The organism is Halobellus marinus (genome assembly GCF_032113415.1).
GTDB lineage: Archaea > Halobacteriota > Halobacteria > Halobacteriales > Haloferacaceae > Haloquadratum > Haloquadratum marinus.
Map to the genome: position 1 here is coordinate 2,014,969 of NZ_CP134946.1, position 23,597 is coordinate 2,038,565.

At 66.5% G+C, this 23,597-nt stretch carries 10 protein-coding genes; 7 read left to right on the forward strand and 3 right to left on the reverse strand.

Features of this window, described 5'->3' with window-relative positions:
- The first annotated feature begins 110 nt into the window (after window positions 1–110).
- The 7 genes from RJT37_RS10190 (at window position 111) to RJT37_RS10220 (ending at window position 16,697) form a co-directional block, all read left to right on the forward strand.
- Window positions 111–1,571 (forward strand): DUF4397 domain-containing protein, encoded by a 1,461-nt coding sequence (locus tag RJT37_RS10190; RefSeq protein ID WP_313684117.1) that lies wholly within the window; start codon window positions 111–113, stop codon window positions 1,569–1,571.
- 160 nt (window positions 1,572–1,731) lie between these two features.
- Window positions 1,732–5,109, forward strand: coding sequence for a tubulin-like doman-containing protein (locus RJT37_RS10195; protein ID WP_313684118.1), 3,378 nt, complete (start codon window positions 1,732–1,734; stop codon window positions 5,107–5,109).
- A gap of 80 nt (window positions 5,110–5,189) precedes the next feature.
- Window positions 5,190–8,585, forward strand: a complete 3,396-nt coding sequence (locus tag RJT37_RS10200; protein ID WP_313684119.1) for a tubulin-like doman-containing protein — start codon at window positions 5,190–5,192, stop codon at window positions 8,583–8,585.
- Entirely contained in the window at window positions 8,585–10,030 is a 1,446-nt protein-coding gene (locus tag RJT37_RS10205) for a hypothetical protein (protein WP_313684121.1), read from the forward strand. Before RJT37_RS10200 ends, RJT37_RS10205 begins: the two co-directional genes overlap by 1 nt.
- A gap of 109 nt (window positions 10,031–10,139) precedes the next feature.
- Window positions 10,140–12,146, forward strand: coding sequence for an ICP22 family protein (locus RJT37_RS10210; RefSeq protein ID WP_313684122.1), 2,007 nt, complete (start codon window positions 10,140–10,142; stop codon window positions 12,144–12,146).
- A gap of 15 nt (window positions 12,147–12,161) precedes the next feature.
- A complete protein-coding gene (locus tag RJT37_RS10215; RefSeq protein WP_313684123.1) occupies window positions 12,162–13,448 on the forward strand; it encodes a hypothetical protein in 1,287 nt (428 codons plus the stop codon).
- A 120-nt stretch (window positions 13,449–13,568) separates the two neighbouring features.
- Entirely contained in the window at window positions 13,569–16,697 is a 3,129-nt protein-coding gene (locus RJT37_RS10220) for a PQQ-binding-like beta-propeller repeat protein (RefSeq protein ID WP_313684124.1), read from the forward strand.
- A gap of 20 nt (window positions 16,698–16,717) precedes the next feature.
- Here the strand turns inward: RJT37_RS10220 and RJT37_RS10225 are convergent, their stop codons facing one another.
- From RJT37_RS10225 to RJT37_RS10235, 3 genes are read right to left on the reverse strand one after another with little or no spacing between them, the layout of a single operon-like run.
- A complete protein-coding gene (locus RJT37_RS10225) occupies window positions 16,718–19,426 on the reverse strand; it encodes a COG1361 family protein (RefSeq protein WP_313684125.1) in 2,709 nt (902 codons plus the stop codon).
- Window positions 19,413–20,558 carry a hypothetical protein gene (locus RJT37_RS10230; protein ID WP_313684127.1) on the reverse strand — a complete coding sequence of 382 codons (1,146 nt, stop codon included), beginning with the start codon at window positions 20,556–20,558 and terminating at the stop codon, window positions 19,413–19,415. The genes RJT37_RS10225 and RJT37_RS10230 overlap by 14 nt, the downstream gene beginning before the upstream one ends.
- A gap of 1 nt (window position 20,559) precedes the next feature.
- The gene (locus RJT37_RS10235; RefSeq protein ID WP_313684129.1) at window positions 20,560–23,595 is read right to left on the reverse strand and encodes a hypothetical protein; all 3,036 of its coding nucleotides are present in this window, start codon (window positions 23,593–23,595) and stop codon (window positions 20,560–20,562) included.
- Window positions 23,596–23,597 lie beyond the last annotated feature (2 nt).

The following is a 23,597-nucleotide window of genomic DNA, read 5'->3' on the forward strand; positions in this document are numbered from 1 at the left end:
GAAGAAGGGGCCATTTCAGACCTCTGAGAGACAATTTACAGGAATTTGAGGGAGATTTTAGTCGGAGTTGCGAAATCGATTATTAACCTGTCATACCTCGACTCTGGTGGATGTCATCAGACAGACCAACTTCCACGCGACGACGCGTTCTGCTCGGAATCGGAACCGGAGCCACGATCGGACTCGCCGGCTGTAGCGGCGACGGTGGTGGCGGCGGGACCGACGCCCCAACGGAGACACCCACGGATACGCCGATGGAAACCCAGACGGAGACCGAAACTCCCGACGAGACGCCGTCCGGGACCGCGGCCGTCCGCATCGCACACCTCTCGCCCGACGCCCCCAACGTGGACGTCTACGTCGAGGGCGACGCGGTGTTAGAGGACGTCGCGTTCGGCGCTGTCAGCGACTACCTCGACGTCCCGGCGGGCGAGCGATCGGTCGAGATCACCGCGGCGGGCGACCCCCAGGCATCCGTCTTCTCGGGACCGGTCCCGGTCGAGGCGGAGGCAGCATATACGATCGCCGCAGTCGGTGAACTCGCGGATGATGGCGATCAACCGTTCGAACCGCTGGTTCTGGAGGACGACAACAGCGACCCCGGGGCCGAGACAGCACGCGTGCGAGTGGTGCACGCCTCGCCCGACGCGCCGGCGGTGGACGTGACTGTCGAGTCTACCGGAGACGCCCTGTTCGACGGCGTCGCGTACGGCGAAGCGGGCTACGTCGAGGTCCCGGCCGGCGAGTACACCGTCCAGATCCGCGGCGACACCGAGAGCAACGACGGCGACGTCGTCGCCTCCTTCGACCTCGATCTGGCTGGCGGCGGGGTGTATACGGCATTCGCGGCGGGCTACCTCTCGCCCGACGACGAGCCCGCTGACACGCCGTTCGACCTGCTCGTCGCGCAGGATGCGGGCGGCGACGGCGGAGCCGACCCCGCGAACGTTCGCGTGGCGCATCTCTCACCCGACGCCCCGAACGTGGACGTCTACGTCGAGGGCGATGCAGTCTTGGAAGATGTACCCTTCGGCGCCGTCAGCGACTATCTCGACGTGCCGGCCGGCTCTCGGGCGGTCGAGATCACCGCGGCGGGCGATCCCGACGCATCCGTGTTCGCGGGTGACGTCGACGTCGCGGCCGGCGACGCGTACACGATCGCCGCGGTCGGCGAACTCGCAGAAGACGCCGATCAACCGTTCGAGCCGCTGGTGCTGGAGGACGACAACGCGGCGCCCGAGGCCGACACCGCCCGCCTCAGAGTCGTTCACGCCTCGCCCGACGCGCCCGCGGTGGACGTGACCGTCGAGTCTACCGGTGACGCCCTGTTCGACGGCGTCGCGTACGGCGAGTACGGATACACGGAGGTACCTGCCGGCGAGTATGTCGCTCAGATCCGCGGCGACACCGAGAATAACGACGGCGACGTCGTCGCCGACTTCGACCTCGCGCTGAGCGGGGAAGCGGTGTACACGGCCTTTGCGGCCGGCTACCTCACGCCAGAGGACGAGCCCGCGGACACGCCCTTCGATCTGATCGTCGCCCAGGACGCGGGCGCGATGATGAGTTAGCGATTCGATCTCTACCGTTCCGCGCGGTGGTCCCTCGCTGACGCCCCTCCGACGGGCGGTTCCCGCACACGATTTTCCCGGGGAATCTCCACCCCCCACGATTCGTCAGCTGTTTGTTGTTTCGCACAGTTTTATCTGATCCGACAGACTCGTTCCGGCTATGTCGGCCGATTATCACGGGACACAGGGGCGGTGTGCGTTCCCCGACAACATCGTCGGGATCGGGCACGCGGGCAAGCGGGTCGTCGATCACTATCTGTCTCAGGACTGGATCCTCGAACAGCGGGTCGCGGAATTCGACTCGTGGGTGATTCCGGAGGGGTTCGACGCCTACCTCGTCGACACCGAGACCTCCTCACAGCAGGATGACGAGAGGCGGGTCCGCGAGCACACCGAGCGGATCGAAGCGATCGCCGAGCGGTCAGGACGTCCGTCGGAGATCGTCACCACCGAAGTCACGTACATCAATCCGATCGAGGACGCCCCCGACGAACTGGTCTCCCGCGAGGGGTTGACCTCGGAACCCACCGTCAGGGACATCGCCGACGACGCGGGTCTCGACGCGTGGTGGCTCGAAGACGACGAACGGATGGTGCTCGACGGATACGGCAACGGCCTGTTGCGTCGGCGCGGACTGGGCAACGCCCTCCTCCACGCGAGCCAGGCCGGCGACGGTCGAATGGCGGCGTTACCGGCGGAACTGGACGGTTCGACGACGTTCGTCGTCGGCCTCGGCGGCGGGACCGGATCGGGGATGGCCGTCGACCTGGCAAAACAGGTCGCCAGCAAGCACCAGGACCCGGTCAATCTGGTCGCGATTCTGCCCGACCCCGAGAAATCCGACGAGGCAACCGCGAACGCCTACGCCGCGCTGTCGGAACTGGAGTATCTCGCGCTGCAGGGAAAGAACCCGTTCAGGAATATCCTCCTCGTTCCCTTCGCCCCAGCCAGCCACCTCGACGACCACGAGGGCTTCCTCGACGGTGTCACGAAGGCCATCGTCACCCGGGAGAACCTGGCCACAGTCGATCGATTCGACGAGAGCGGACCGAACCGTTTGCCACCCGCCTTCGCCCCGTTCACCGTCGCGGTCCCGCAGACGCTCCGGTACACCGTCGAAGACGTCAAGGACGTCGCCCGAACCCTCCGCGCGTACCGGGATGAGAAGCGCGAGGCGCTCGACGCAGAACTGGACCTGTACCGCGAACTCCGGGAGGTCCTGATCGAAGAGTGGGGCGGTGACGTGGGCGAGGCGCTCGATGACGCCCGGGACGGCGTCTACGGCCGTAACGAGGAGTTCTGGCTGAACGAGGCGGACACCTACTTCCTCCGTGGCCGGATCGAGGAACTCGAAGCGTGGCTCGGCGAGGAGGCTTTCGACTCCCTCGACAACAAAGCGAATCACGAGTGGCGTGATCAGTTGGCGAACTGGCGGGACGTGATCAGCGATGCAGTCGGCGACCGGCCAACGGAGGAGTTCGTCGGGGAACTCACAGCCCGCCTCCGGTCCCGCGTGGAGACGCTTCAACCGCCCGAGGATCGCTATCCGGCGGAGCCGGACGAACAGGCACTCGACAGCCTCATCCGCGATGAGATCCGGGCGATCGCGCTCCGTGCGGATCTCCTCCGGGCGCGGAAGCTGATCGGCGGGAGCGACGCCGACGCGGAACCGGTCGAGAAAGCGATCGCAGCGGCGATGGATCCCGACGCCGATACCTGGATCGGGGCGAGGCACCTCGAAGAACAACTCGACCGACACGGGAGCGAGATCGAAGAGATCGAGACGAACCTCGAGGTGCTGGGAGACCTCGAGGACGACCTGGTCGAGATGCGGGAGGCGGCGATCGACTCGTGGCACGACGCCGTCGCGGACCACCTCGAGGCGGTCGTGGAGATCAACGCCTCCAGCGACGAGATCCAAAAGCGGCTCGAGGACCTCGAATACGAGATCGAGGACGCCGTCACCAGCATCAACCGCGCGGCTTCCCCCGAGGAACTCCCCGATCAACTGTTCGAGTACGACTTCGCCCCGCTGAACGACGCGCTCGAAGCCGTGGGCCTGGAACCCATCGACCCCCACGCAGTCAGGGGATCGATCCATCGGACGGCCGAGGCGTTCGAGGCGTGGTACGATTACCGGGGTGTCGGCTTCGCCGGTCGGGTCTTCAACCGCCGGGAGGAGGCCGAAAACCGGTATCTGAAGGCCATCTCCGCGATCGACGACCGGTACGTCGCCGTCGCGCCTTCGGCGGGCGAGGACCTCGGAACGGTCGATTTCGAGTGTCGTTCCGTCGCAGTAGACGAGTTCGACCGGATCAGGGACGCGCTGGCCGACGAGCGGGCGAGGCACGCCGACGCGGTCGTGGGAGAGTTCGAGCGGACGCTCGCGGCGGTCGACGACGCCGCGGCAGTAGATTCCCACCGCGAGCGCTGGGTCGGCGACGGGATCGATATAGCGCGGCCGGAGGCCGTCGAGAACGCGCCTGAACAGCTCCACAGACGGCTCGAAGCCGGGTTCGAGACTGACCGCGTCGACGCGGCGTTCGACGAACTGGTCGCTCCGGGTCGGGGCGGCGACTCACCGGGCACCGTCCGCGAAGCGCTTCAGGAGACCTACCTCGGGCCGGTCGGGACCGCACGCGAGGAACTCGAATCGACCCTCGAGCGTCTCGAATCCCGCCGGGAACGCGAGGAACTGCTCAGAGAGATCCTGCTGGACCGCAGGAGGCGGTTTGACGACTTCGGCCCGGCGCGGCCCGAGACCGAAGATGTCGTCGCCTCCGGCGAAGGGACCGACGACCCGTACCTCACGATGACGAGCGCCGAAGATCAATCGGGGCTGCTGCAGTACGAGGACATCGCCGCCTCACGAATCTGGGACCGGAGCGACTCGGTGGAGATGGAGCGGATCGAACGCCAGTTCCGACACTTCGCGGAGACCGTCGGCCGGAACGGGGATCTGGTCGGCCTGCGAGAAGGCCGCATCGAGTCACCGCCGGCCGGTGAGGACGCCGCCGCCGACGCGCAGAATGTCTACGACGGTTACACTGTCGGCACCGTCTTTCTGAGTCGGGCGTTCGCGTCCGACAGCGCTCCCGATCACCCGATCTTCGATATGGTCGAAGCGGAACTCGAAAACGCGCCTCTCCCCGTCGACAGCACTGGTGTGGGGTACGGCTCACAGTCGCTCGGCGTCGGTGGGCCGTGGGACCTCTCGATGGTCACGTTCGTCGGCGGCGTCTTCCTCGACAACATCCGGGGCATCGATCGGTACAAGGAGGCCTACGAGTCCGAACGGTCGGAACTCGGCGACGCCGTCCGGTGCAGACACGCCCACGGTCTCGACGGGACTGATCCGACCCTGGGCGACGCGGGCGAGGGCGGCTACGTCTACCGCGATTCGCTGATCGACGTCGAGGATCCGGAGGACCTCGAACCACCGCTGGACACCACGGAGTCGGACCTGGTAGACAGGCTGCGTGACGACTACGTCGCCCGCGAGACGTTCCAGAGTACCGTCGACATCGACCTCGGCTGAGAGCCGCCGCGTTCTGACTCCGTCCCCCGATCTGTCCCTACGGCAATACTTATACCGGTTCGTTCTTCAAAAGAAAACTAATGTCAAGTGACGGGGACAGCGGGCAGGGCGGGTACTTCAATCTGCCGGACAACATCATCGGCATCGGCAACGCCGGCAAGACGACGGTCAAACACTACCTGTCCCAAGATTGGATACTCAAAGAGGGGGTCGAGAAGCGTAACGGAAACACGCCGGACGGCTTCAACGCGTTCATCATCGACACGGCCACCAACGAACAGGACAAAGACGAAAACCAGGTCGAGGAGATCAACGACCGGATCAAGCGAATCGCGAGACAGTCCGGTCGCCCCGAGGACACGGTCAGCACGGAGCTCGAGTACATCAACCCACTCGACGACGCACCCAACGAGCTGATCTCGCGACCGGGACTGACCTCCGAGACGACGGTCAGGAAGATCGCGAACAAGGCCCGCATCGACGCGTGGTGGCTGGAGAACAACGACACGATGCTGACCGACGGGTACGCTCAGGGTGTCCTCCGTCGCCGTGGCCTGAGCAAGGCACTGTTCCACGCGAGCCGGACCGACGAGGGTCGGATGGAGGCGCTCCACCGGCGGATCGACGGGAAGACCGCGACGATGGTGGTCGGTCTCGGTGGCGGTACCGGCTCGGGGATGTTCCTCGATCTGGCGAAACTCATCACCGACGAGGTCGACGAGGTTCACCTCATCGCGACGATCCCCGGCCTGCAGGAGAAAGACCGGCGCACGGCGAACGCCTTCGCTGCGCTGTCGGAACTCGAGTATCTGGCGCTCCAGGGGGACAACCCCTTCACCAACATCGTCGTGGTCCCGTTCGGCCCCGCGCGTGACCTGGAGAACCGCGAGACGTTCCACGACGCACTCGTCCAGACCATCGTCGCCCGCGAGGCGACGTCGAACAACTTCTCCAGCTTCCTCGACGAGAGCAAACCGAACCGGATCCCGAAGGCCTACGCGCCGTTCACCGTCGCCGTCCCCCAGATCCTCCGGTACGACGTGGGCGACATCCGTGAGATCGCGAGCAACATCGAAACGTACAGGAAGGAAAAGCGGGCGGCGCTGGATGCGGAGCTGTCGCTGTACGAATCGCTGCACGAGTTCTTCATCGACGAGTGGAGCGGCGACGTCGGCGACGCGCTGGAGAAGGCCCAGCAGGCTGGGCTGAACGTCAACGACGATCAGTTCTCGCTCAGCGGCGAGGAGGCGAGTGCGCTCCGCAACCGCCTCGACGAACTCCAGTCGTGGATCGAGGACGAACAGACGTTCGGCCACGTCAACAACCAGGCGCTGGCGGACTGGCGCGATCAACTCGGGGGGTGGGTCAAGACGCACCGCGAGCAGACCTCGGATCTCTCCGACGAGGAGTTCAAAAAGCACCTCGTCACCACCCTCCCCGACCGGGTGGAGAATCTCAAACCCGTCGACGACAAGTACCCCGCCGAGCCCGACGAGCGGCGACTGGCCGAGGTGTTCCGCGACGAACTCCGTGCGATAAAACTCCGGGCGAACCTGCTGCGAGTCATCAAGATCATCGACGAAGACGAGGTTCGGGAGGCGCTGAACTCGGCTATCCACACGGACCGGGACGGCTGGGTCGGCGGGATGAGCCTCGCGGATCGCATCAACACACTCGAACAGCAGACCGACAGCCACGAGCGCAACCTGAACCTGCTGACCGACCTCGAATCCGACCTGGAGACGATGCGGGACCACCGCGCGGAGTCGTGGCAGGACGCCGTCGCCGACGATATGGAGCTTCTCGTCGAACTGCAGAACCACGCCGACGAGATCGAGTCCCAGCTGTCGCAGTTGCAGGACGATCTCAAGGACGTGTTCCGGACGATCACGAACGCGAACGATCCCTCGGAGATCCCGGCGAACGCCTTCTCATTCGACTTCGGGCTCCTCAACGATCGGCTCCAGAAGGTCGGCCTCGATCCCGTCGACCGGACCGCGATCGAAGACACGGTCAAGTACACCAAGAAGGCCTACGAGACGTGGCACGAACTGAACAACACCGGGTTCGTTCGTGACCTCCTCGGCAAGAAAGAGGAACTGCAGGACGAGTACGTCGGCTACCTCGACGGCGTCGATCGTGACCTCGTCACCATCGAGCCGACGGCCGAGCGTGGGAACTTCGAGCAGGACTTCGAGTGTTCGTTGGCGGCCGAGGACCTCTTCGGCGACGTCGCCGCGGACCTCGAAGAGAAGCGCGATCGCCGTCTGGAGTCCGTCATCTCGGAGTTCGAGTCGACGATCGGCGAGTTCGACGTCGCGGAGACCGTCGAGGAGTACCGCACGCAGTGGAACGGCGACGGGTTCGATCTGGAGTGGCCCGGCGACGCGGGCGAGGCGCCCGACGAACTCCGCGAGCGACTCTCCACGGGACTGGACGAAGACTCGGCCGCGGACGTGTTCGACGCACTGCTCGCCGACGGGAGCGGCTACCGGGACGAGGGGATCGTCCACCGCGCGCTCGACGACGCGTTCCTCGGCCCCGTCGAGGCGAAACGTGCGGCTCTCCAAGACCGGATCGAGGAGACCGACCGGCGCACCACCATCTACCAGGACCTCCGGGAGATCGTGATGGAACACGACGACTCCTTCTCCGACACCGGCCCCGACCGTCCGGACTCCGGCGACACGACGAGTTACGTGTCCAGTTCCGAGAGTCCGTACCTCAAGAAGACGAAGTCGGAAGATCAGTCCGGCCTGCTCCAGTACGAGGACATCGCCGCCTCGCGAATCTGGGACCGGAGCGACTCCAAGGAGATGCAGAAGATCCGATCGCACTTCGAGCAGTTCGCGGAGAACGTCGTCGAGAACAACGAGACGCTCGGTCTCCAGCGCCGCCGAATCGAGATCAAGACCGGCGCCAGCGGGGACTACGCCGACGTCCGCAACACCGTCTACGACGGCCACTACATCGGGAACGTGTTTATGAGCCGGACGTTCGAGACCGACCAGCAGAACCCCGGCCACCCGATCTTCAAGCAGGTTCAGGAGACGTTCGACCAATCGAAGCTCCACTTCGAGAGCAACGCAAACGGGTACAGCCACGAGTCGATCGGCTTCGGGGCCCCGTGGGACCTCTCGATGGTCACCTTCGTCGGCGGCGTCTTCCTGGACAACATTCGAGCGATCCTCCAGCCGAACCGGGGCTACAAGAACTCCTATGAGTCCCAGCGGGAGGAACTTCGCGAGGCGGTCCGCATCCGACACGTCCACGGAGTCGACGGGACTGACCACACCATCGGGGGAGACGGTGAGGGTGGGTTCGTCTACCGCGACTTCCTTTTGAACCTCGACGATCCCGAGGATCTGTACACGCTCCTCGATGCGACCGAAGAGGAGATGGTCGAGACCTTACTCGAGGATCACGTTGGGGAGCGGACCTTCCGTAGCACGATCGATCTCACGGCCGACGAATAATGACGCGGTCGGACTCGCGACGGGCCGTGGCGCTCCGGCTCGCCGGGGCGCTCGTGGCCATCCTCGTGGCCACGGCGTTGGCGTCGCGGATGCTGATCGCGGCGTGGGACGATCACGGCCTCGTCTACCATCTCGTCCACGGGTTCGGCCGCACGATGGGCTGGGGCATCACCGGGGTCGTCGTCTTCGCGGCCCTGTTCACGGTCACGCTCGTCGTCGCGTTCGCGCTCGACGACGACAAGCACGTCCAGGGCGTGCTGCTCCTGGCGGCCGTCGTGTTCGTGTTCGTTCCCACGCTGGTCGTGCTGGGACGGTGGCGGATCGACTTCCTCTCGCATCCGGTCCCGGCGGTCGTCGGGGTCGCACTCGGTGTCGTCGTGGTCGGGGTCGGCGCGTCGCCGCCGCTCCTCGGCGATGGCCGGACCGCGTTTCCGAACGCCGCCCGGGCGCTCTACGCCGTCGTCGCCGGCATCGCGATCGTGGGTTTCGTCGAGCGGTACCTCACCTACGAGAGCCCGATCGTCGTCGTCGAGAACACGCCGACGATCGACCAGGTGGCCGGAGGGCCGCTGACGCCGCTTGTCGACCTGGGCTCCGTGTTCGCCCTGGTGTATCTGTTGGGCTACTTCACGCGGTACTCCGACGTCACGGACGTGGTCATCTCCTCGCCCGACGAGGAGACCGTCGCTCGCTTCCTGGGCGGTCTCTACGACACGGCGGACCGCAACAGGCGGTACGAGGCGACCTCACTGGAGGGCGGCGACGTTCTGAACGCCGCCCGGAGCCAGGAAGCGTCGCTCCCGCGAATCTCTGGCCGGGTCGCCTTCGAGTTCCGTCCCGGGAACGGCTTCTTCGCCCGGCGCCGGGAGGTGTCCTACGACAACATCAGGCCGGTAACGGCGGCCGACGCCGACGCGATGTCCGAGGTCGCTGAGCGCCGCTCCTCGCTGGGTTCGCGGCTCTGGTTCGCGTTCCGTCGCCATCTCCTGCTCGCAGCGCCGGGATCCGTGCAGTCGCTGCTCCGCCGTTCGGGAGGGGCGCATCTGGACCGTCTCGTTCGCGCGGACGTCATCCTGCTGCTGGCGCCGATGTCGGACGTGCTCCGGGAGTCGCTGATCGAGGAGGGCGCTGACTTCGACGAATCGTGGGTGCGAAACCGGGACTACACCGGCAGGGACGGCAGTCGGGAAGACGACGGCGGCGGCGTCTACGACGGAATCGTCTCGGCGTGCACTGGGGCGTCGATGCCGGAGGTGTACGTTGTCGCGACGGGCGGCGAGTTGGCCCTCGCGCTTCACTCGGCCGAAGCCTTCGACGACGGCCAGTTCCTCCAGTTCCTCCGCACCGAACTGCTGCGGCTGGGCAGCGACTGCCGCGGGCGGGTACTCCCCGTCTCCGACGAGAAGGACGGTGAGGGATACGAGGACGTCCTGCAGTCCCTCTGAGCGAGGTCCCGATCGGATTCTGTGGGCCGTTTCGGAGCCTCCAGGTAAGGCCGGGGTGGTTTCACTTCGTAGGGAGGCTTTTATTATATCACCCGATATTCATATACGTATGGCACTATTCCCGTCGTTGACACCGCAAAACAGGCGACAGCGCCGGCTTCTGTTCTTTCTCTCGATCGGTCTTCTCCTCGCTGCAGGCGTCTTAGTCATCGAACTGCTGGCGACCGCGTGGGGGTCGTGGGGGCTCTCACGGAACGCCCTGCGGGGGGCGATGAACGCCGTGGGCGTCTCGGCGACGTTCTTCTACTACATCCCGCTCGGTGTGTTCGTCGGCCTCGTCGTCGGGCTGCTTCTGGACTCGTTCAAGTACGTTCAGGGCGCCGTCATCGCACTCGCCACGCTTGTCGCAATCCCGACGATCTTCCTCCCGCGGGGTGTCTTCATCGAGCCGCTGGCGACAAGTTTCGGCCCGAACACGGTCCTCACCGCGCTCGTCGCGGCCGGCATCACGCTCTGGGCCGGCGGGGTCACCCCCGATAGCCTCGCGACGAAACCCCGCGAGTATCCGAAGATTCCCCGGATTATGTTCCGTCTCGCTGCGGTGCTCGTCGCTCTCGGTCTCATCGAGGCGCACGTGGCCTATCAGAGCCCCGTCCTGGCGGTATCTGATGGGATCGTGTTCCGCCCGTTCGTCTTCGAGGGACTGGACGGGACAAACGCCTATGCGCACTTCATCGGGGCTGCCGTGCTCCTCCCGTCGCTGCGGTACTTCACAACGTACGAACGCAATCTCAACGTCATTATGATCGGCCCCAAACGGAGCGGCAAAAGCGCCGTCTTCGGCGGGATCCACCTCTACATCCGGGACCACGTCGATCCCGATGGACAGGCGGCAAACCGCGTGAGCACGTTGCGCCAGCGCATCGAGAACGGCCAGTTCCCGGATCCGACGTCGTCGTCGGTCCAGCCGGGGTCCCGGAACGCCCGGGGGAGTCAGCCGACGCTGCTGGAACTCCCGTACTCGTGGGGGCGGTTCCTCCCGACCCGCGTCCGATTCAGCGCCGTCGACTACCCCGGCGAAGTCCTCGGTGAGATCCTCGACGAGGTCGTCGCGGAGGCGCGGCGGATCGCACAGGGCCAGGAAGCCGAACTGGTCGCCGACGGCGGCGATCCATCCGATTTCGATGTACCCTTCTCCGATACTGGGGAGGACGACGAATCGGACGGGACGTCTGCGGCGGTCGATGACGACGGCGGCGAGTGGGACGCGCCGTTCGATGACGATCCCGAGGAGACGTCAGAGTCTCTCGGCGGCGACGTTGGAAGCCCTGAATCCGACCCGATTCCGGACGCCGGTGGGGACTTCGGGAGGGGGGAGAACGGCCGCACGTTCGGCGACCACACCGACGACGGCAGTCGGCTCTTCGGGGGATCCGACGGGGGAGCTGAAAACACCGGTCTCGATCCGAAGTCATCCTGGGAACAGGCGACCCAGGCCGTCCGCGAGGCGGCCAACCAAGACCAGATGATTCCTGGCGTGCGGGGCTGTGTTCACAACGCCGACCGGATCGTGTTGACGCTCCCGCTCGATGACTTCGTCGCCCCGGTCATCGACCGTGAGACCGTCCCCGACTATCTGCAGGACAGGGTCGTCACACCCGACGAGATAGACGATCACCGCTGGACCGACATCCGGCCGATCGAGTACAATGGGCAGACCTACGCGATCAAAGGTCCCGACCGGGAGGACCTGGAAAATTACCTCCTGTGGTACGAGTCGCTTCGGTCGGTCTACCCCGAGAAGGACATCGTCATCGTCGGCACGATGGCCGACTGGATGCTCGAGGACTTCGAGGCGGCCGAATCACCCGACGAACTCCCGCAAGCGGACGCATACGAAGATTTCTGTGAACACGTCCGCGACGAGATCGTCCGCGAGCAGACCGGGGCGATCAACCAGGTCTTCGGCGGGCGCGACGCGGACCCGCTGTTTCTGCTGTGGTACGAGATCGAAAACGACGAACCCGCGGGGACGGACGAACTCCGAATCGACACGAGCGGGCCCGCCTCGGTACTCAAGGGCGCGCGGCAGTTTATGGAGCGAATCAACGAGTAACCAAGGGGGTCTCTGATGAGCCGATTCCGCATCTACGGCAGCGGCGGACGCCCGGTGTACGACTCCGCAGGGGAACCGCCCGACCGACGGCTCGACCGGATCAAGCGTGAGTTCAACGCCGGTGTCGCGATGTTCTACGATCCGGGTGCGGGGCTGGTCCGCGAACAGGTGACGATCCACCGTCGGAGTCCGGAGCAGTTCGTCGCGACCTACGAGGCCGACGGCGACGAGGATCTCCTGGCTCGACTGGTCGAACACGTTCAGGAGGTCGCCGACAGTCGTGACTGGACGATCCAGCACGGAATCGGCGGGACGCAGGCACTGTTCGATGCCATCGCCGACGGGTCCGCCTTCGAGCGGGATGCACTCGCCGCGGTCGAAAGCGACCTCGCGGCGAGTTCGCTCGACCCTGCGGACCTCCGCGGAGCGGTCGATGCGATCGGCGGGATCGACCTGCTCGTCCCGGATTACGAGACTGCGGCCGCGACGCTCGGTTATCTCCGGGAGACGTATCCCGAGTACGCCGTCGCGGTCACTGAAACGCCGGACGTCGAGACCATCGCCGGCGCGGACGTCTACGTTCGACCCTCCCGGGAGGCCGACGGCGTAGCGCCCGGCCCGGAGTTCCACGCGTGGCTCGACCGGCGGCGGGCGGAGGCCGCAGTAGACGCCTTCCGAAGAGCTACCGAATCGTTTGCCGAGGAAACCGAAGCAGCGTCGGGGGTCGACGTCCCGACGGCCCTCAGCGTAGCATATAGCGGGAGCGAGCCAGTCAGCGACCTCGATCGCCGACTCGTCCGGACCGGAGAATCGGCCGCTGACCGGAGGGAATTCCGACGGACACTCCGGTTTGCCCTGCCGGGTGCGCTCATCTTCGGCCTCCTCGCGGGGGCGTTCTGGCCCGGTGTGGTCCCGTTCTCCCCGGAGCGCCTTCCGCTCCACCTCCTCGGCCTCGCCGGCGGCGTAGTCTGGCTCGGCGCCGTCTTCTGGACCGGAGTGGCGCGAGACGACCCCAGCGCCGAGTCGTCTCTGGAGCAGATCCCCGATACCGCGCGTGCTCAGGCCGAACGGGCAACGGACGCGCTCTCCGCGCTCGTCGCGGCCGCCGGCGAGGATGCCGCACGGGAGACGCTCCGGACGACCGTCGCGCAGTACGAGGTCGCGGTCGAACCGACCGGGGAGCGGGGGCAAAACCGGGTTCGAGCGGTCGCCGCGGCGACGGCACTCGCGGCTGCCGTCGGCGGATTCCTCCTGGTCGTGATCGTCTTGGCTACGGACAGTTTCGCCGCTACCGGCCCCTAAGGGAGTTGACTTTTTATCACTCCACGATACAGGTGCCCCTATGTCGAGTGATCGAAGGCCGGCGAATGCCGCCGAACTCGCAGCCGCGGGGAGACCGGCCGCCGAGCGGGGGCGACAGCCGTGAGCGGGCGAGGAGACGAAGACGTTGCGGACGCGTATGAGCCGGTCCGGTCGGTCGATACGGGTTCGGTTGTCCGCTCGGCCGTCGGCGACGCGCGGATCGCGCTCGGCTCGGTATCCGGCGACGTCACCCTACTCACAGCCGACGCGGAGGAGTCGAGACAGATCCGTATCGGGGAACGACCACGAGGGCTCGCCGTCGATCCCCTGCTGTACGTGGGGGTCAGTTCGCGACTCCAGGCGTACACGCTCGACGGCGACCCGGCGTGGGACGCAACCATCGCCGGCGTCGAGGCGCTCTGTTCGCTCCCTGGCGACTCGATTGTGCTCGCGGCGACGGCCGCAGGCGAGTTCGTCGGCCTCGATGCTCACGACGGGTCGATACGGTTCCGTACCGACCGGAAGCACGCTGAGGTCAGCGACCGAATCCACCTGGCCGGGCGTGATGGCCGGTTTCTGGCCAGTGCCTCGTGGTATCTGACCGTCTTCGATACCGGGGGACGGCTCCGGACGGAAGTCGACCTCGACGGGGCGATCACTGCGGTTGGTGCCCTCGACGGTCTAGCCGTCGTTGCGCTTCGTGGTGGTCGCCTTGCTGGCGTCGAACTCGCTACCGGTGAGATTCAGTGGACGCGCGAACAGGAGACCGACTGGCTGGCCCCGCGTGGAACGGGCGTTCTTTACGCGTCCGCCGGGGACCGACTCCTCAGTCTCGACGCCACCGGCGAGGTAACGGTAGTCAACACGTTCGACGCCGGGGAGTCCCGCCGCGAGGCGGTTCGGCGTTCTGGCAGCCGGGAGCGCCGAATCTTCGTCACGACCGAGGGATCGCTGGCCTGCCGGATCGACGACACCGAGGCCGAGGTCTTTCGACCCACCGGGTCGCTCCCGACCGTCGGTCTGACGGTGCGGGATTCGACCGTCCGGGTCGGCGAGGCGGTCACCGTCGATATCGAGAGCCGTGGCTCGTCTGTGCGTGGGGACGTGCGGATCGAAAGCGACGATGCGACGTTCCAGCCCGAATCTCGGGCCGTTCGGCTGGACGCCGGGGATGAGACATCGGTGACGTTCACACTCTCCGACGCGGCGGCGGGGACGGCGACAGCGACGGTCGCGTTTCTCGAAGGAGGCGCCCCCAGCGCCGCTCAGTCGCACGAGACACGAGCGGCGGAGCCACTCACCGTCCGCGGCGGGCAGTCCCCGCTCGCCGTCGAGACGGACTGGCACGCCATCGAGAACGGAGCTGCAGTGTTCGACGTTACTGTGGGAACTGAAGACGGCAGCGAACTCCCTCGACTCACGATCTCGTCCGGCGAGGACGTGGTACCGAACCCCGGTCAGTCGTCGCTTGCGCGGACGGTCTCGATCCCGCTCGATACCGACACGATCGAGATCGTCCCGGCGGACGCCCGGGAGCCGGTCAGCCGAGCGGTGACGCTGCCCAGTGAGCCGCTTTCCCTCTCGGTTTCGGCCCAGGAGGGGTTCGTCGACGTCCGTCTCTCGAACGAGGCTTCGGTGCGGATTGTGGATTCACTCCGCGTCACGGGCGACGATCTCCCGGACGGGTTCGAGCGATCCGTGTCACTGGCTCCCGGTGCCGAACTGACGGTCGCGATTCCGTCACTGGTCGATGGCCGGACGGAAGTTCGGGCTGAGACGGCGGTCACTGCGGCGACGACTGTCGTCGCGGTCGACCGCGCCGCCCTCGGCGAGAGGAGTAGAGCGCAGGCCGATGCGTCGCAGTCAGCCACGGGATCGACCGCGGATTCGGCCGGCGGGGAGAAACAACCGGATTCGACAACAGACAGGTCAGCCGAGGCCCGACACTCGGCGACCGAACAGATATCCGATCGCTCCGACCCCTCATCGCCGGCATCGTCGGCGTCGTCGGCATCGGCGACCGAATCGTCAGCCGACGCGGAGTCGGACAGGACAGCGCCGGCGACGCCCACGGAGACGGCGGATGCCGACCGGGATACGGTGGCTGCGGAAACGCGAGACGACCTCACGGCCGAAAACCGTCTCACGGCTCCCGATCCGATCGACCTGTCCCGCGAGTTCGACGCAGACGCCGTTCCGCAGGGACATGCGGTCGAGGAAACGGTGACGATCGACAATGTGACGACGGAACAGCGGTCAGTGACCATCTCGTCGGGCGGGGGCACCGAAACGATCGACGTGACTGTGCCAGCCGAACAAGAGACGCAGGTTCTGCGATATCACGCCGCCTGGGGATCCACACCGGTGCCGATCCCCGGCATCACCGCGCGGACGGACGAGTACGAGACCTCGCTGCCCGAGACGGCCGTCGACGTCGAGCCGTCGTCGCTCGTCGTCCGGCCCGTCCTGTCCGAACGCGCCACCGAGACGGACGTCTGCGTGGCGGTTCGGAATGATCGCGATCGGGCGTGTTCGGTCGTCGAGATCGGCTCCCGGGGGTTCTCGCGGAGCGCCACCTTCGATGACTTCGAGGTCTCTCCGGACGCGGTCGGATACGGAGCCACCACCTACGAAGGGACCCCTGCGGAGGATCCGTCTTTGACCTTCGTCGGGGTCGAGGGTCGCAACCGGCCGATCCGCACGCTCGCACCGGTCCGCGAACGCGCGTCGATTCCGGTATCCGTCGCAGTGGAGGCGATAGACGTCCTCGGGGATCGAGACACCAACGTTGTGCTCCGAGTCGACAACGACAGCGACGTGCCGCTCGACGTCCGGGTGGAGGCGAAAGGCGACGTCCCCGACGAGTATCTCTACTCGGCGTCGACGCTCGCGGGGATCCCGCCCGGCGAGTCGGCGACGCACCGCATCGAATGCACGACGGACGCCGAAGCGATCGAACTCCCCGTCGAGGTGGTCGCCTCTCTCGCCGACGATCCGACGGCCGGCGACAACGCGACAGGCGGCGAAGCGACACCCGGCGACAACGCGACAGACAGCGAAGCGACAGCCGGTGACGACAGGACAGACAGCGACGAATCGGCGGCGGAATCGATGACGGCGACGCTTGTCGTCACGGGAGATCGGTCAGCCGACGCCGCAGCGTGGTCCGTCGACGCTGGCGACGATCCCGAAGCGACGATCGAACCGACGGAGCCCGGTACGCTCTCGACGCCCTTCGAACGGTCCTGAATCGGGCGTGACCCACCGAGTCACTGCAGCTCGGCGCCCAGCTGGACGGTCCGTCTGTCTTGCAGATAGGCGTAGAGGTTCCGGCCCGTGTTCAGGAGGAAGCCAGCGACGATGAGGCCGTAGAACCCGGTCGCACCCCACAGGCCGTACTGCGTGAGCTGGAGACGCTGGCTCGCCGCTGTGCGCTCTGTGCGTACTGCGTCGGCTTCCTGGGTCGCGCCGGCAGCGGCGTAGGTCTCGGCTGCCGAGGCGTAGGCTGCGTCCATCCGCTCTATCTTCGCCGACATCGGATCGAGCCGCGCCGGGTTCAAGACGAGCGGCTGCTCGAAGAGCACGAGGGTGGCGCTCTCCCGGATCGACGCCCGGGTCGTTCGCGCCGTTTCGACGTCGCTCGCAGCTTCGTCGACCTGCGAGAGATACGTCTCGAAGGCTGCCGAGGCCTTGCTGTTCAGTTCTGCCGCCCGCTCCGTTTCGCCCTGGATCTCTGCCAGCCGGGCGAGCTGACGGTTCGCGTTCGCCCGCTGGAGCGTCGTGGGATCGCCGTTGTCTCCCTGCAGTTGCGAGCGGTAGTACTCCTCCTGGGCGGTGACCTGTTCGTCGGTCGCCGTCCGTGCGGCCGCCAGCGACTCGCCCGCGGCGGCGCCGACGGGCTCGGACTCGATGCGGTCGACGTACTCCGTCATCGCGTTCAGGGTCGCTCGGGCTCGAAGGACGTCCTCCTGGGATGCTTCCGGCCCGTTCTCCGACCGCGCGGCGTCGGCGGCGTCGAGTGACTCAAGCAACAACAGGGCGGTCTCGCCGGCGGCGATGGTCTCCGTGAGGTCGCCTTCCGGGACCTCCTGTCCGTCTCTGAGTTGCGATTCGAGGCTGCCGAGAGCCTCACTCATCCCGCTGGCCGTCGCCGCGCGCGGTCCCGAGCCGCCCTCGTACGTCGAAAGGCGCTCGGAGATATTGTCGATGAAGGGCGTCGGCCGCGCGATCACGGTCACCGTCTGCGTCTCGACGCCCTCGCCGCTGACCTCGAACTCCCACCGGTATTGTTCGTAGAGTTCGGCCGACGTGTCGAACGAGATGGCGAACACGAGCGGCGCCGATTCGCCGGCGTCGAGTTCCGTCGGCTGTTCGGCCACCGTCAGATACTGATCGGGCCCCGAAACGCGCGTCACCTCGACGTCCGGCACCGATTCGTATTCCAGCACCTCCGAGACGTCGACGCTCGTCGTCTGCCGGTTCGTCACCGTGACGTCGCCCAGATCCACGGTCTCCCGGTCGACGCCGAGTTCCGGCACGTGGTCGATCGTGAGTTCGCGCGTGATCGATCCCGATCCGGCGGAGGCGGTGTCGACGTCGACGGTAAAGGAATGGCTGCCTTCGGCGGCGTCGGGATCGGCTGCCAGCACGACGGTCGCGTCTCCGGTCGAGAGGCCCCCCACGGTGTCGGGAGCGTCCTCGATGCTGGCCTCGACGTCGGGCGAGTCCGTGCTCGCGGAGACGTCCGTCACCTCCATATCCAGATCGCCTGTGTTCTCGAAGCTGACAGTGGTTTCTGTCACCTGCACGTCGGCCTCCGAGCGCGGGACGTCGAAGACGTTCTGTGCGCCCTGTCCGTCGACGGAGCCGAGGTTCGCCGGGTAGTACACCTCGCCGTCGACGTTGATCGTCTCGGTCGGGCTGTCGGGGTCGTCGGGCGTCAGCTCGATCTGCCAGTCGAGGTCCGCGTGTTGCGGTGCGTCGCTGTTCGCGGTCACCTCGACGTCGACCGTGTCGCTGCCGCCCGCGTCGGTACTGACGAACCCGGCGCCCTCGACGTCGACGGAGCCGTCCTCGTCGGTCCCCACGACGTTCACGCTGACGCCGTCGATCCCCTCGAACCCGCCGGTCTCGGTGACAGTGAGTTCGACCGTCTCGGACTGGCCGCGCAGCACGCCGCCCACGTCGACGTCGTCGGCGGCGAGGACCGGGGGCTTTTGCACATCGATATCGGCATCGAACGACTGGCTCTTCCCCAGATTGTCCGTGATCGTCCCCGATATCGTGTAGGTGCCTTCGGACACCGACGGATCGACACTTACATCCAGCGATGCAGTGCCGGTGCTGCCGGCGTCGACCTGTCCGGAAAGGGAATCCACCGAGACGTCGACCCCGCTGGGCGAACTGTCGACCGAAACCGACTCCGGCACCATCACGCCCTGTCCGGTGTTTTCGAACTCGACGTCGAGGTCTTCGGTCTGTGTGTTGTCGTCGGTGAACGTCACCGTCTCCTCCGGGCGCGTGGTGCCACCGAAGGCGGGTTCGAGGACGTCGACGTTCAGTGTCAGCGTCTCGCTTCCCGCGGTCCCGCCGCCGTCGTAGTCGATCGAGACGAACCAGTCTTCACTACCGCTGGCCCCGGAGTACGCCGTCGCCTCGTAGGTGACCTCGTACGTGTGGCCGTTCTCGACTGTCCAGCCGGACGACGATCCCGACGCGCCGCTATCGAGGTCGTTCCACGAGTCGAACTCGAAGACGACGTCGCCGCCCTGGAACTGATTTGAATCGGGGGCGTCGACGCTGCCGTTCTGGGAGGCGGTGAACGTGAACGTGAGGTCCTCGCTGCGCTGCTGATTGTCCAGCGCTTCGTCGAGGTCGACGCTCCCGGTCACTGCGGCGGCCGGGCCTGCGAAGACCGATAGCGCAACGATAGCAGCGAGCACGACCGCGAGCGCCCGGACGGGTTCACTCGCCGCCATCGGTCGTCACCTCCGCTGGCCGCGGTGTGAGTATCGAACCGACCGACGCCGCCCGTCGGTCGATCGCCCACTGGGACATCCGGCTTGCGACGAACATCGTGGGGATGGCGAGCACGAGCGCGTAGGCGAAGACGACGAGCGCCGACCCGATCGCAAGCGAGAGCAGCGTCCCGGAACTGTCGTCGGCGATCGCCTGGACCTCCCTGGTGCGCTCGCCGAGGTTGTGCGACTGCGCGATGCGGACTGCCTCGCTGGTTTCGGCGTTTGCGGCACGCGCGTCGCTGTAGAGGCTGAACACGCCGACGGTGTGGGACGTGACGGCGGCGACGGGGCTCGTACACGTCTCGCCGCAGCGCTCTCCGAACGCCTGTGCCGCCGCGATCGACTCGTTCATCTCCGCGCGGTCGCGTTCGTACTCGCTCGCGAGGCTCTCTGCCCGGACTGTCACTTCCGCGAACCGCTCGCTCTCGCCGCCGAGGCGGTAGGCCTCGCCGGCACGTTCCAGGGCGGCGACCCGCTCCGGAGTGCTGATCCCCTGCCGCGAGCGCTCCTCGAACTGCTCCCCGAGCGAGCGGAAAAAGCGGTCCAGCGCCACGCCGGCCAGGGAACTGTACTGCGTCCCGCCGGCGGATTCGAGCGTCGACAGCGTCTCCCGCGTCTCCCGGGCGGTCTGCAGGCCGCCTGAGAGGTCCCCATCGGCCGCAGCGCGGTACGCCTGGTCGAACCGCACGAGGGTTCGCAGCACCGCGCGCATCCGCTCTCTGTCGGCTGTGTCGAACTCGCCCGCCTGGACAGCGACGATCGCCTGCGTCCGGATCACCTCGAACTCGCTGTAGGTCTCCAGTGACTCGCGGTCCGAGAGTTCGCGGAACGCCGCGAGGAACTCGTTGCTCGTCTCCGGCGCGTCGACGTCGACGGGGGCCTCGACTTGGCTCCGATCACGCGGCGCGACGGTGCCGTCGCTCGCCACCGCTTCCCGGGCTCTTTCTGTTGCCGGGACGGGTTCGCTGATGGGTGCGACTGACTCTCCCATTCCTGCGGACGGTGCCGCCGCGGCTGTTGCCGCAGCGCCCGTCGCGGAGACGAGCACCATCGCGACCACGAACGCCCCGAGGAGTCTGTGGACACCCATCTCAGTGTCCCCCGCTGTTGAGCCGCTCTCGAAGCGCGTCGTGTTCGAACAGCTCTTCGACCGCATCGAGCAGACACACGCCGACGTACGCCTGTGCGACGGCCGTCAGTTCGTCGTCGACGTCCCCGGACTGTCGGGCCAGATCACCGATCTCGTCGTGGACCATCCGCGCGGGCCCGATTTCGCCGACCTCGCTCCACCGCTTATCGAGGAACTCGTCGGTCTCGGCGAGCCGATCCCGCAGCGCCCGGCGCTGGTGGTCGGCACCTTCGGCAGCGCGGTCGAGGAAGGTTTCCAGATCGACGTCACCCTGCCAGGACGCCTCGACCACGGTCGCGTCGATCCCACGGAACAGCTTGATGTTCCGCCACTCCGACATCGCTCCTTCGACGGCTCCGATCCCCTCGTCGACCGCCGAGAGCACCGCATCGACGGCTGAACCCGGTTCGACGTTCGCTTCGAGCGCGCGCTCGGGACTCGTTTCGAGTTCGTCGATCAGATCGAGGACCGCCGACAGCACGGTCCCGTAGTAGTACGGAATCGCGACGTCGTGATCGGGTTCGCTACTCAGCGCTTCGATCCGATCACGGAGCGCCGCCTGTCGCTTTTGCTGTGCGTTCGATAGCGAAAACGTGGCGTCGATGGAGAGTGTCACGCTCGTCGTCCGATCGGCCTCGACCGTGACCGTCTCGACGCTTCGCTCGGTCTCCAGCCCCGAAATCTGTGGGTGGGCAGCGAGTTCGTACCGTCCCACGGGGACCTCTTGGCGCGCCTGCGCGGATTCCTCTGTCGTGATCGTGCCCGGCTCCGCGTAGGCCACCGCGTCGCCGTCGACGGGTGTCACCTCGACGTCGACCTCCGCCCACTCACGGTCGCCGACGCTCGTCTCGATCGATAGCGTCCCCAGTTCCGGTGTCAGTTCCACGGTTGCGCCCGACTTCGCGGCGTGCTCGGCCTGGACCGTTGTCTGTTCGCCGGGCAGGTCATCGTACTCCGCAGCGAACGTGACGGCCGAGGCTGATCGCGGGATCCGGAAGGCCGCCTGGCCGTTGGGATCCGTCGGTAGCGATTTCGGTGGATCGGCCGTTCCGACGTCGGGTTCGGCACGGACGCGAGCGCCCTCGAGCGGCTCGTTGTCGAGTCCGCCGGTCACCCGAACATTGATCTCGCGAGGCTGCACCGAAATCGGCACCCGATCGCGATCGATCCCTGGATCCAATTGGACCTGCCGTCGGGCGATCGTCACGTCAGCTTCGACGACCTCGAACGCCCACGTTCCGACTTCGAGTTCGGTCGAGCCTTCGCCGCCGGTGAGGTTGATCCGCTCTTCGTCGTTCGTCGTGTTGATTCCCTGGCTTCGAGTGCTTCCCGGGATCCCGCCGCCGGTTCGGCCATCTCTAGCACGGTTACGGTTTCGGCGGCCACCTTGACTGTCGGGCCGTCCAGTTCCGCTCAAGCCGCTGCTTTGGCTACGGGCGTCGCCGCTCATCTGATTGCGTCCCTCGGATTCGACCTCTCGTGCCACGACTGCCTCGGCCCCCGCGTACGAGTCGCCGAGTTGTTCGTCGACGACGTCCACCGTTACGTTCACCGTCGGGGGCTCGTCCGGCGACGTTCCGGGTGAAGAGCCGCCTGAGCTGCCCACGAACGGGATCTTGGGTGAGAGGCCGAGACGGCGGTTGCGGCGCAGGACGACCGCTCCGACGACGATCCCCAGGACGAAGATGGCGGCGACCCCAGCGAAGATGAACAGGTCGGACGTGATAGACTGGAAAAGCCCTCCAAGCGGCCCCGTGACCGCGTTCGTCCCGTCTCCCGTACCGCCGTCGCCACCGCCTCCGTCGCTATCGAGCGTCGCGTACGCGGATCCCCCGTTCGCAAACTCGATCAGGAGTGCGGTCGTGTCCGCCGGAAGCGACGCTGACTCTCCGAGAGACAGCGTCCCTGTCGAGGTATTCAGACTCGCGTCGAAGTGCTGGACGCCCGACCCGTTCGTGTTCACCCACAGGCCGGCGACCGTTCGGTCCGCCTCGGCGAGCGCGGGAACTGAAACGGTCGTGCGATCGTCGCTTGGGTCGGCCAATAGCGCTCTGGATTCGACCGCCACTGTCTCGCTGTCGAGGAGCGTGTTCCCCTTCCGCTCGACGGTTACCTCGATCTCGGAGGCGACAAGCAGCGCCGAACTGTTCAGCCGGAGTTCGCCGTCGCTTGCGGCGTCGACCGTCACGAGATATTGGCCGTCGTCGTTCGCCGGTTGTCCGTCGACGACGTAGGTCCGCCCTTCGACGAAAAGCGGGTTCGATAGGGAGAGACGCCCGGAATCCCGCTCGGCAGTCGTCGCGGCCGCGGCAACGTTCCCGACGTCGACTGTCGTCGAGCCGTCGAGATAGCCGGTCCGTCCTTCGACAGTCACTTCCCGGGGCGCGTCGAGAACGCCGAGGTCGTCGAGCGTCCCCCGATCGATCACGACCGCGGAGGTGTTATCCGATCGCGAGAGCGTGCCGTCGACGTCCGCCGTCGTCCCGTCTACCGCGACGGCTACGGGGATCGTCGTTCCTTCCGGGAGTCCTACTGCAACGTCGAAACCCATCCGGAGCCGTCCGTCGTCGGTGAAGCTCCCCGAACGGTCGCCGAACCGGGCGTATCGGAGATCGAGTCCCGTTCTGGAGAAGTTAGCGCCGCTTTCGTGTTCGACGGTGACCGTCGCATTCGAGAGGTCGTCGGTGGCGAGCGTGTCCGCGTCGGCCAGTTGCGCGGCCTCGAGTTGGTACGTGTAACTGCCGCCGGTGGGGGCTCGGTCCTGCTCGATCGATGCGCCCGCGACGTTGATCGTCACGGTCTCATTTTGGCCCTGGAACGGCCCGGTCCCATTCTGAATTTCGACCGCCAGTCCGCCCGCGTCGGTCTGTCGGATGTCGCCGTCGACGGCCCCGTTCTGTGCGCCAGCCTGCGGCACGACGGCCCCGACAGCCGCGAGACAGAGGAGGGCGGCCACGAACGCTGCGACGAGCCGTGATCGGTGACGGTTTCCTCGCATCT

Coding starts and splice junctions, on each gene's coding strand:
- RJT37_RS10190 (WP_313684117.1), top strand. CDS start 111: ATGTCATCAGACAGACCAACTTCCACGCGACGACGCGTTCTGCTCGGA.
- RJT37_RS10195 (WP_313684118.1), top strand. CDS start 1,732: ATGTCGGCCGATTATCACGGGACACAGGGGCGGTGTGCGTTCCCCGAC.
- RJT37_RS10200 (WP_313684119.1), top strand. CDS start 5,190: ATGTCAAGTGACGGGGACAGCGGGCAGGGCGGGTACTTCAATCTGCCG.
- RJT37_RS10205 (WP_313684121.1), top strand. CDS start 8,585: ATGACGCGGTCGGACTCGCGACGGGCCGTGGCGCTCCGGCTCGCCGGG.
- RJT37_RS10210 (WP_313684122.1), top strand. CDS start 10,140: ATGGCACTATTCCCGTCGTTGACACCGCAAAACAGGCGACAGCGCCGG.
- RJT37_RS10215 (WP_313684123.1), top strand. CDS start 12,162: ATGAGCCGATTCCGCATCTACGGCAGCGGCGGACGCCCGGTGTACGAC.
- RJT37_RS10225 (WP_313684125.1), bottom strand. CDS start 19,426: ATGGCGGCGAGTGAACCCGTCCGGGCGCTCGCGGTCGTGCTCGCTGCT.
- RJT37_RS10230 (WP_313684127.1), bottom strand. CDS start 20,558: ATGGGTGTCCACAGACTCCTCGGGGCGTTCGTGGTCGCGATGGTGCTC.
- RJT37_RS10235 (WP_313684129.1), bottom strand. CDS start 23,595: ATGCGAGGAAACCGTCACCGATCACGGCTCGTCGCAGCGTTCGTGGCC.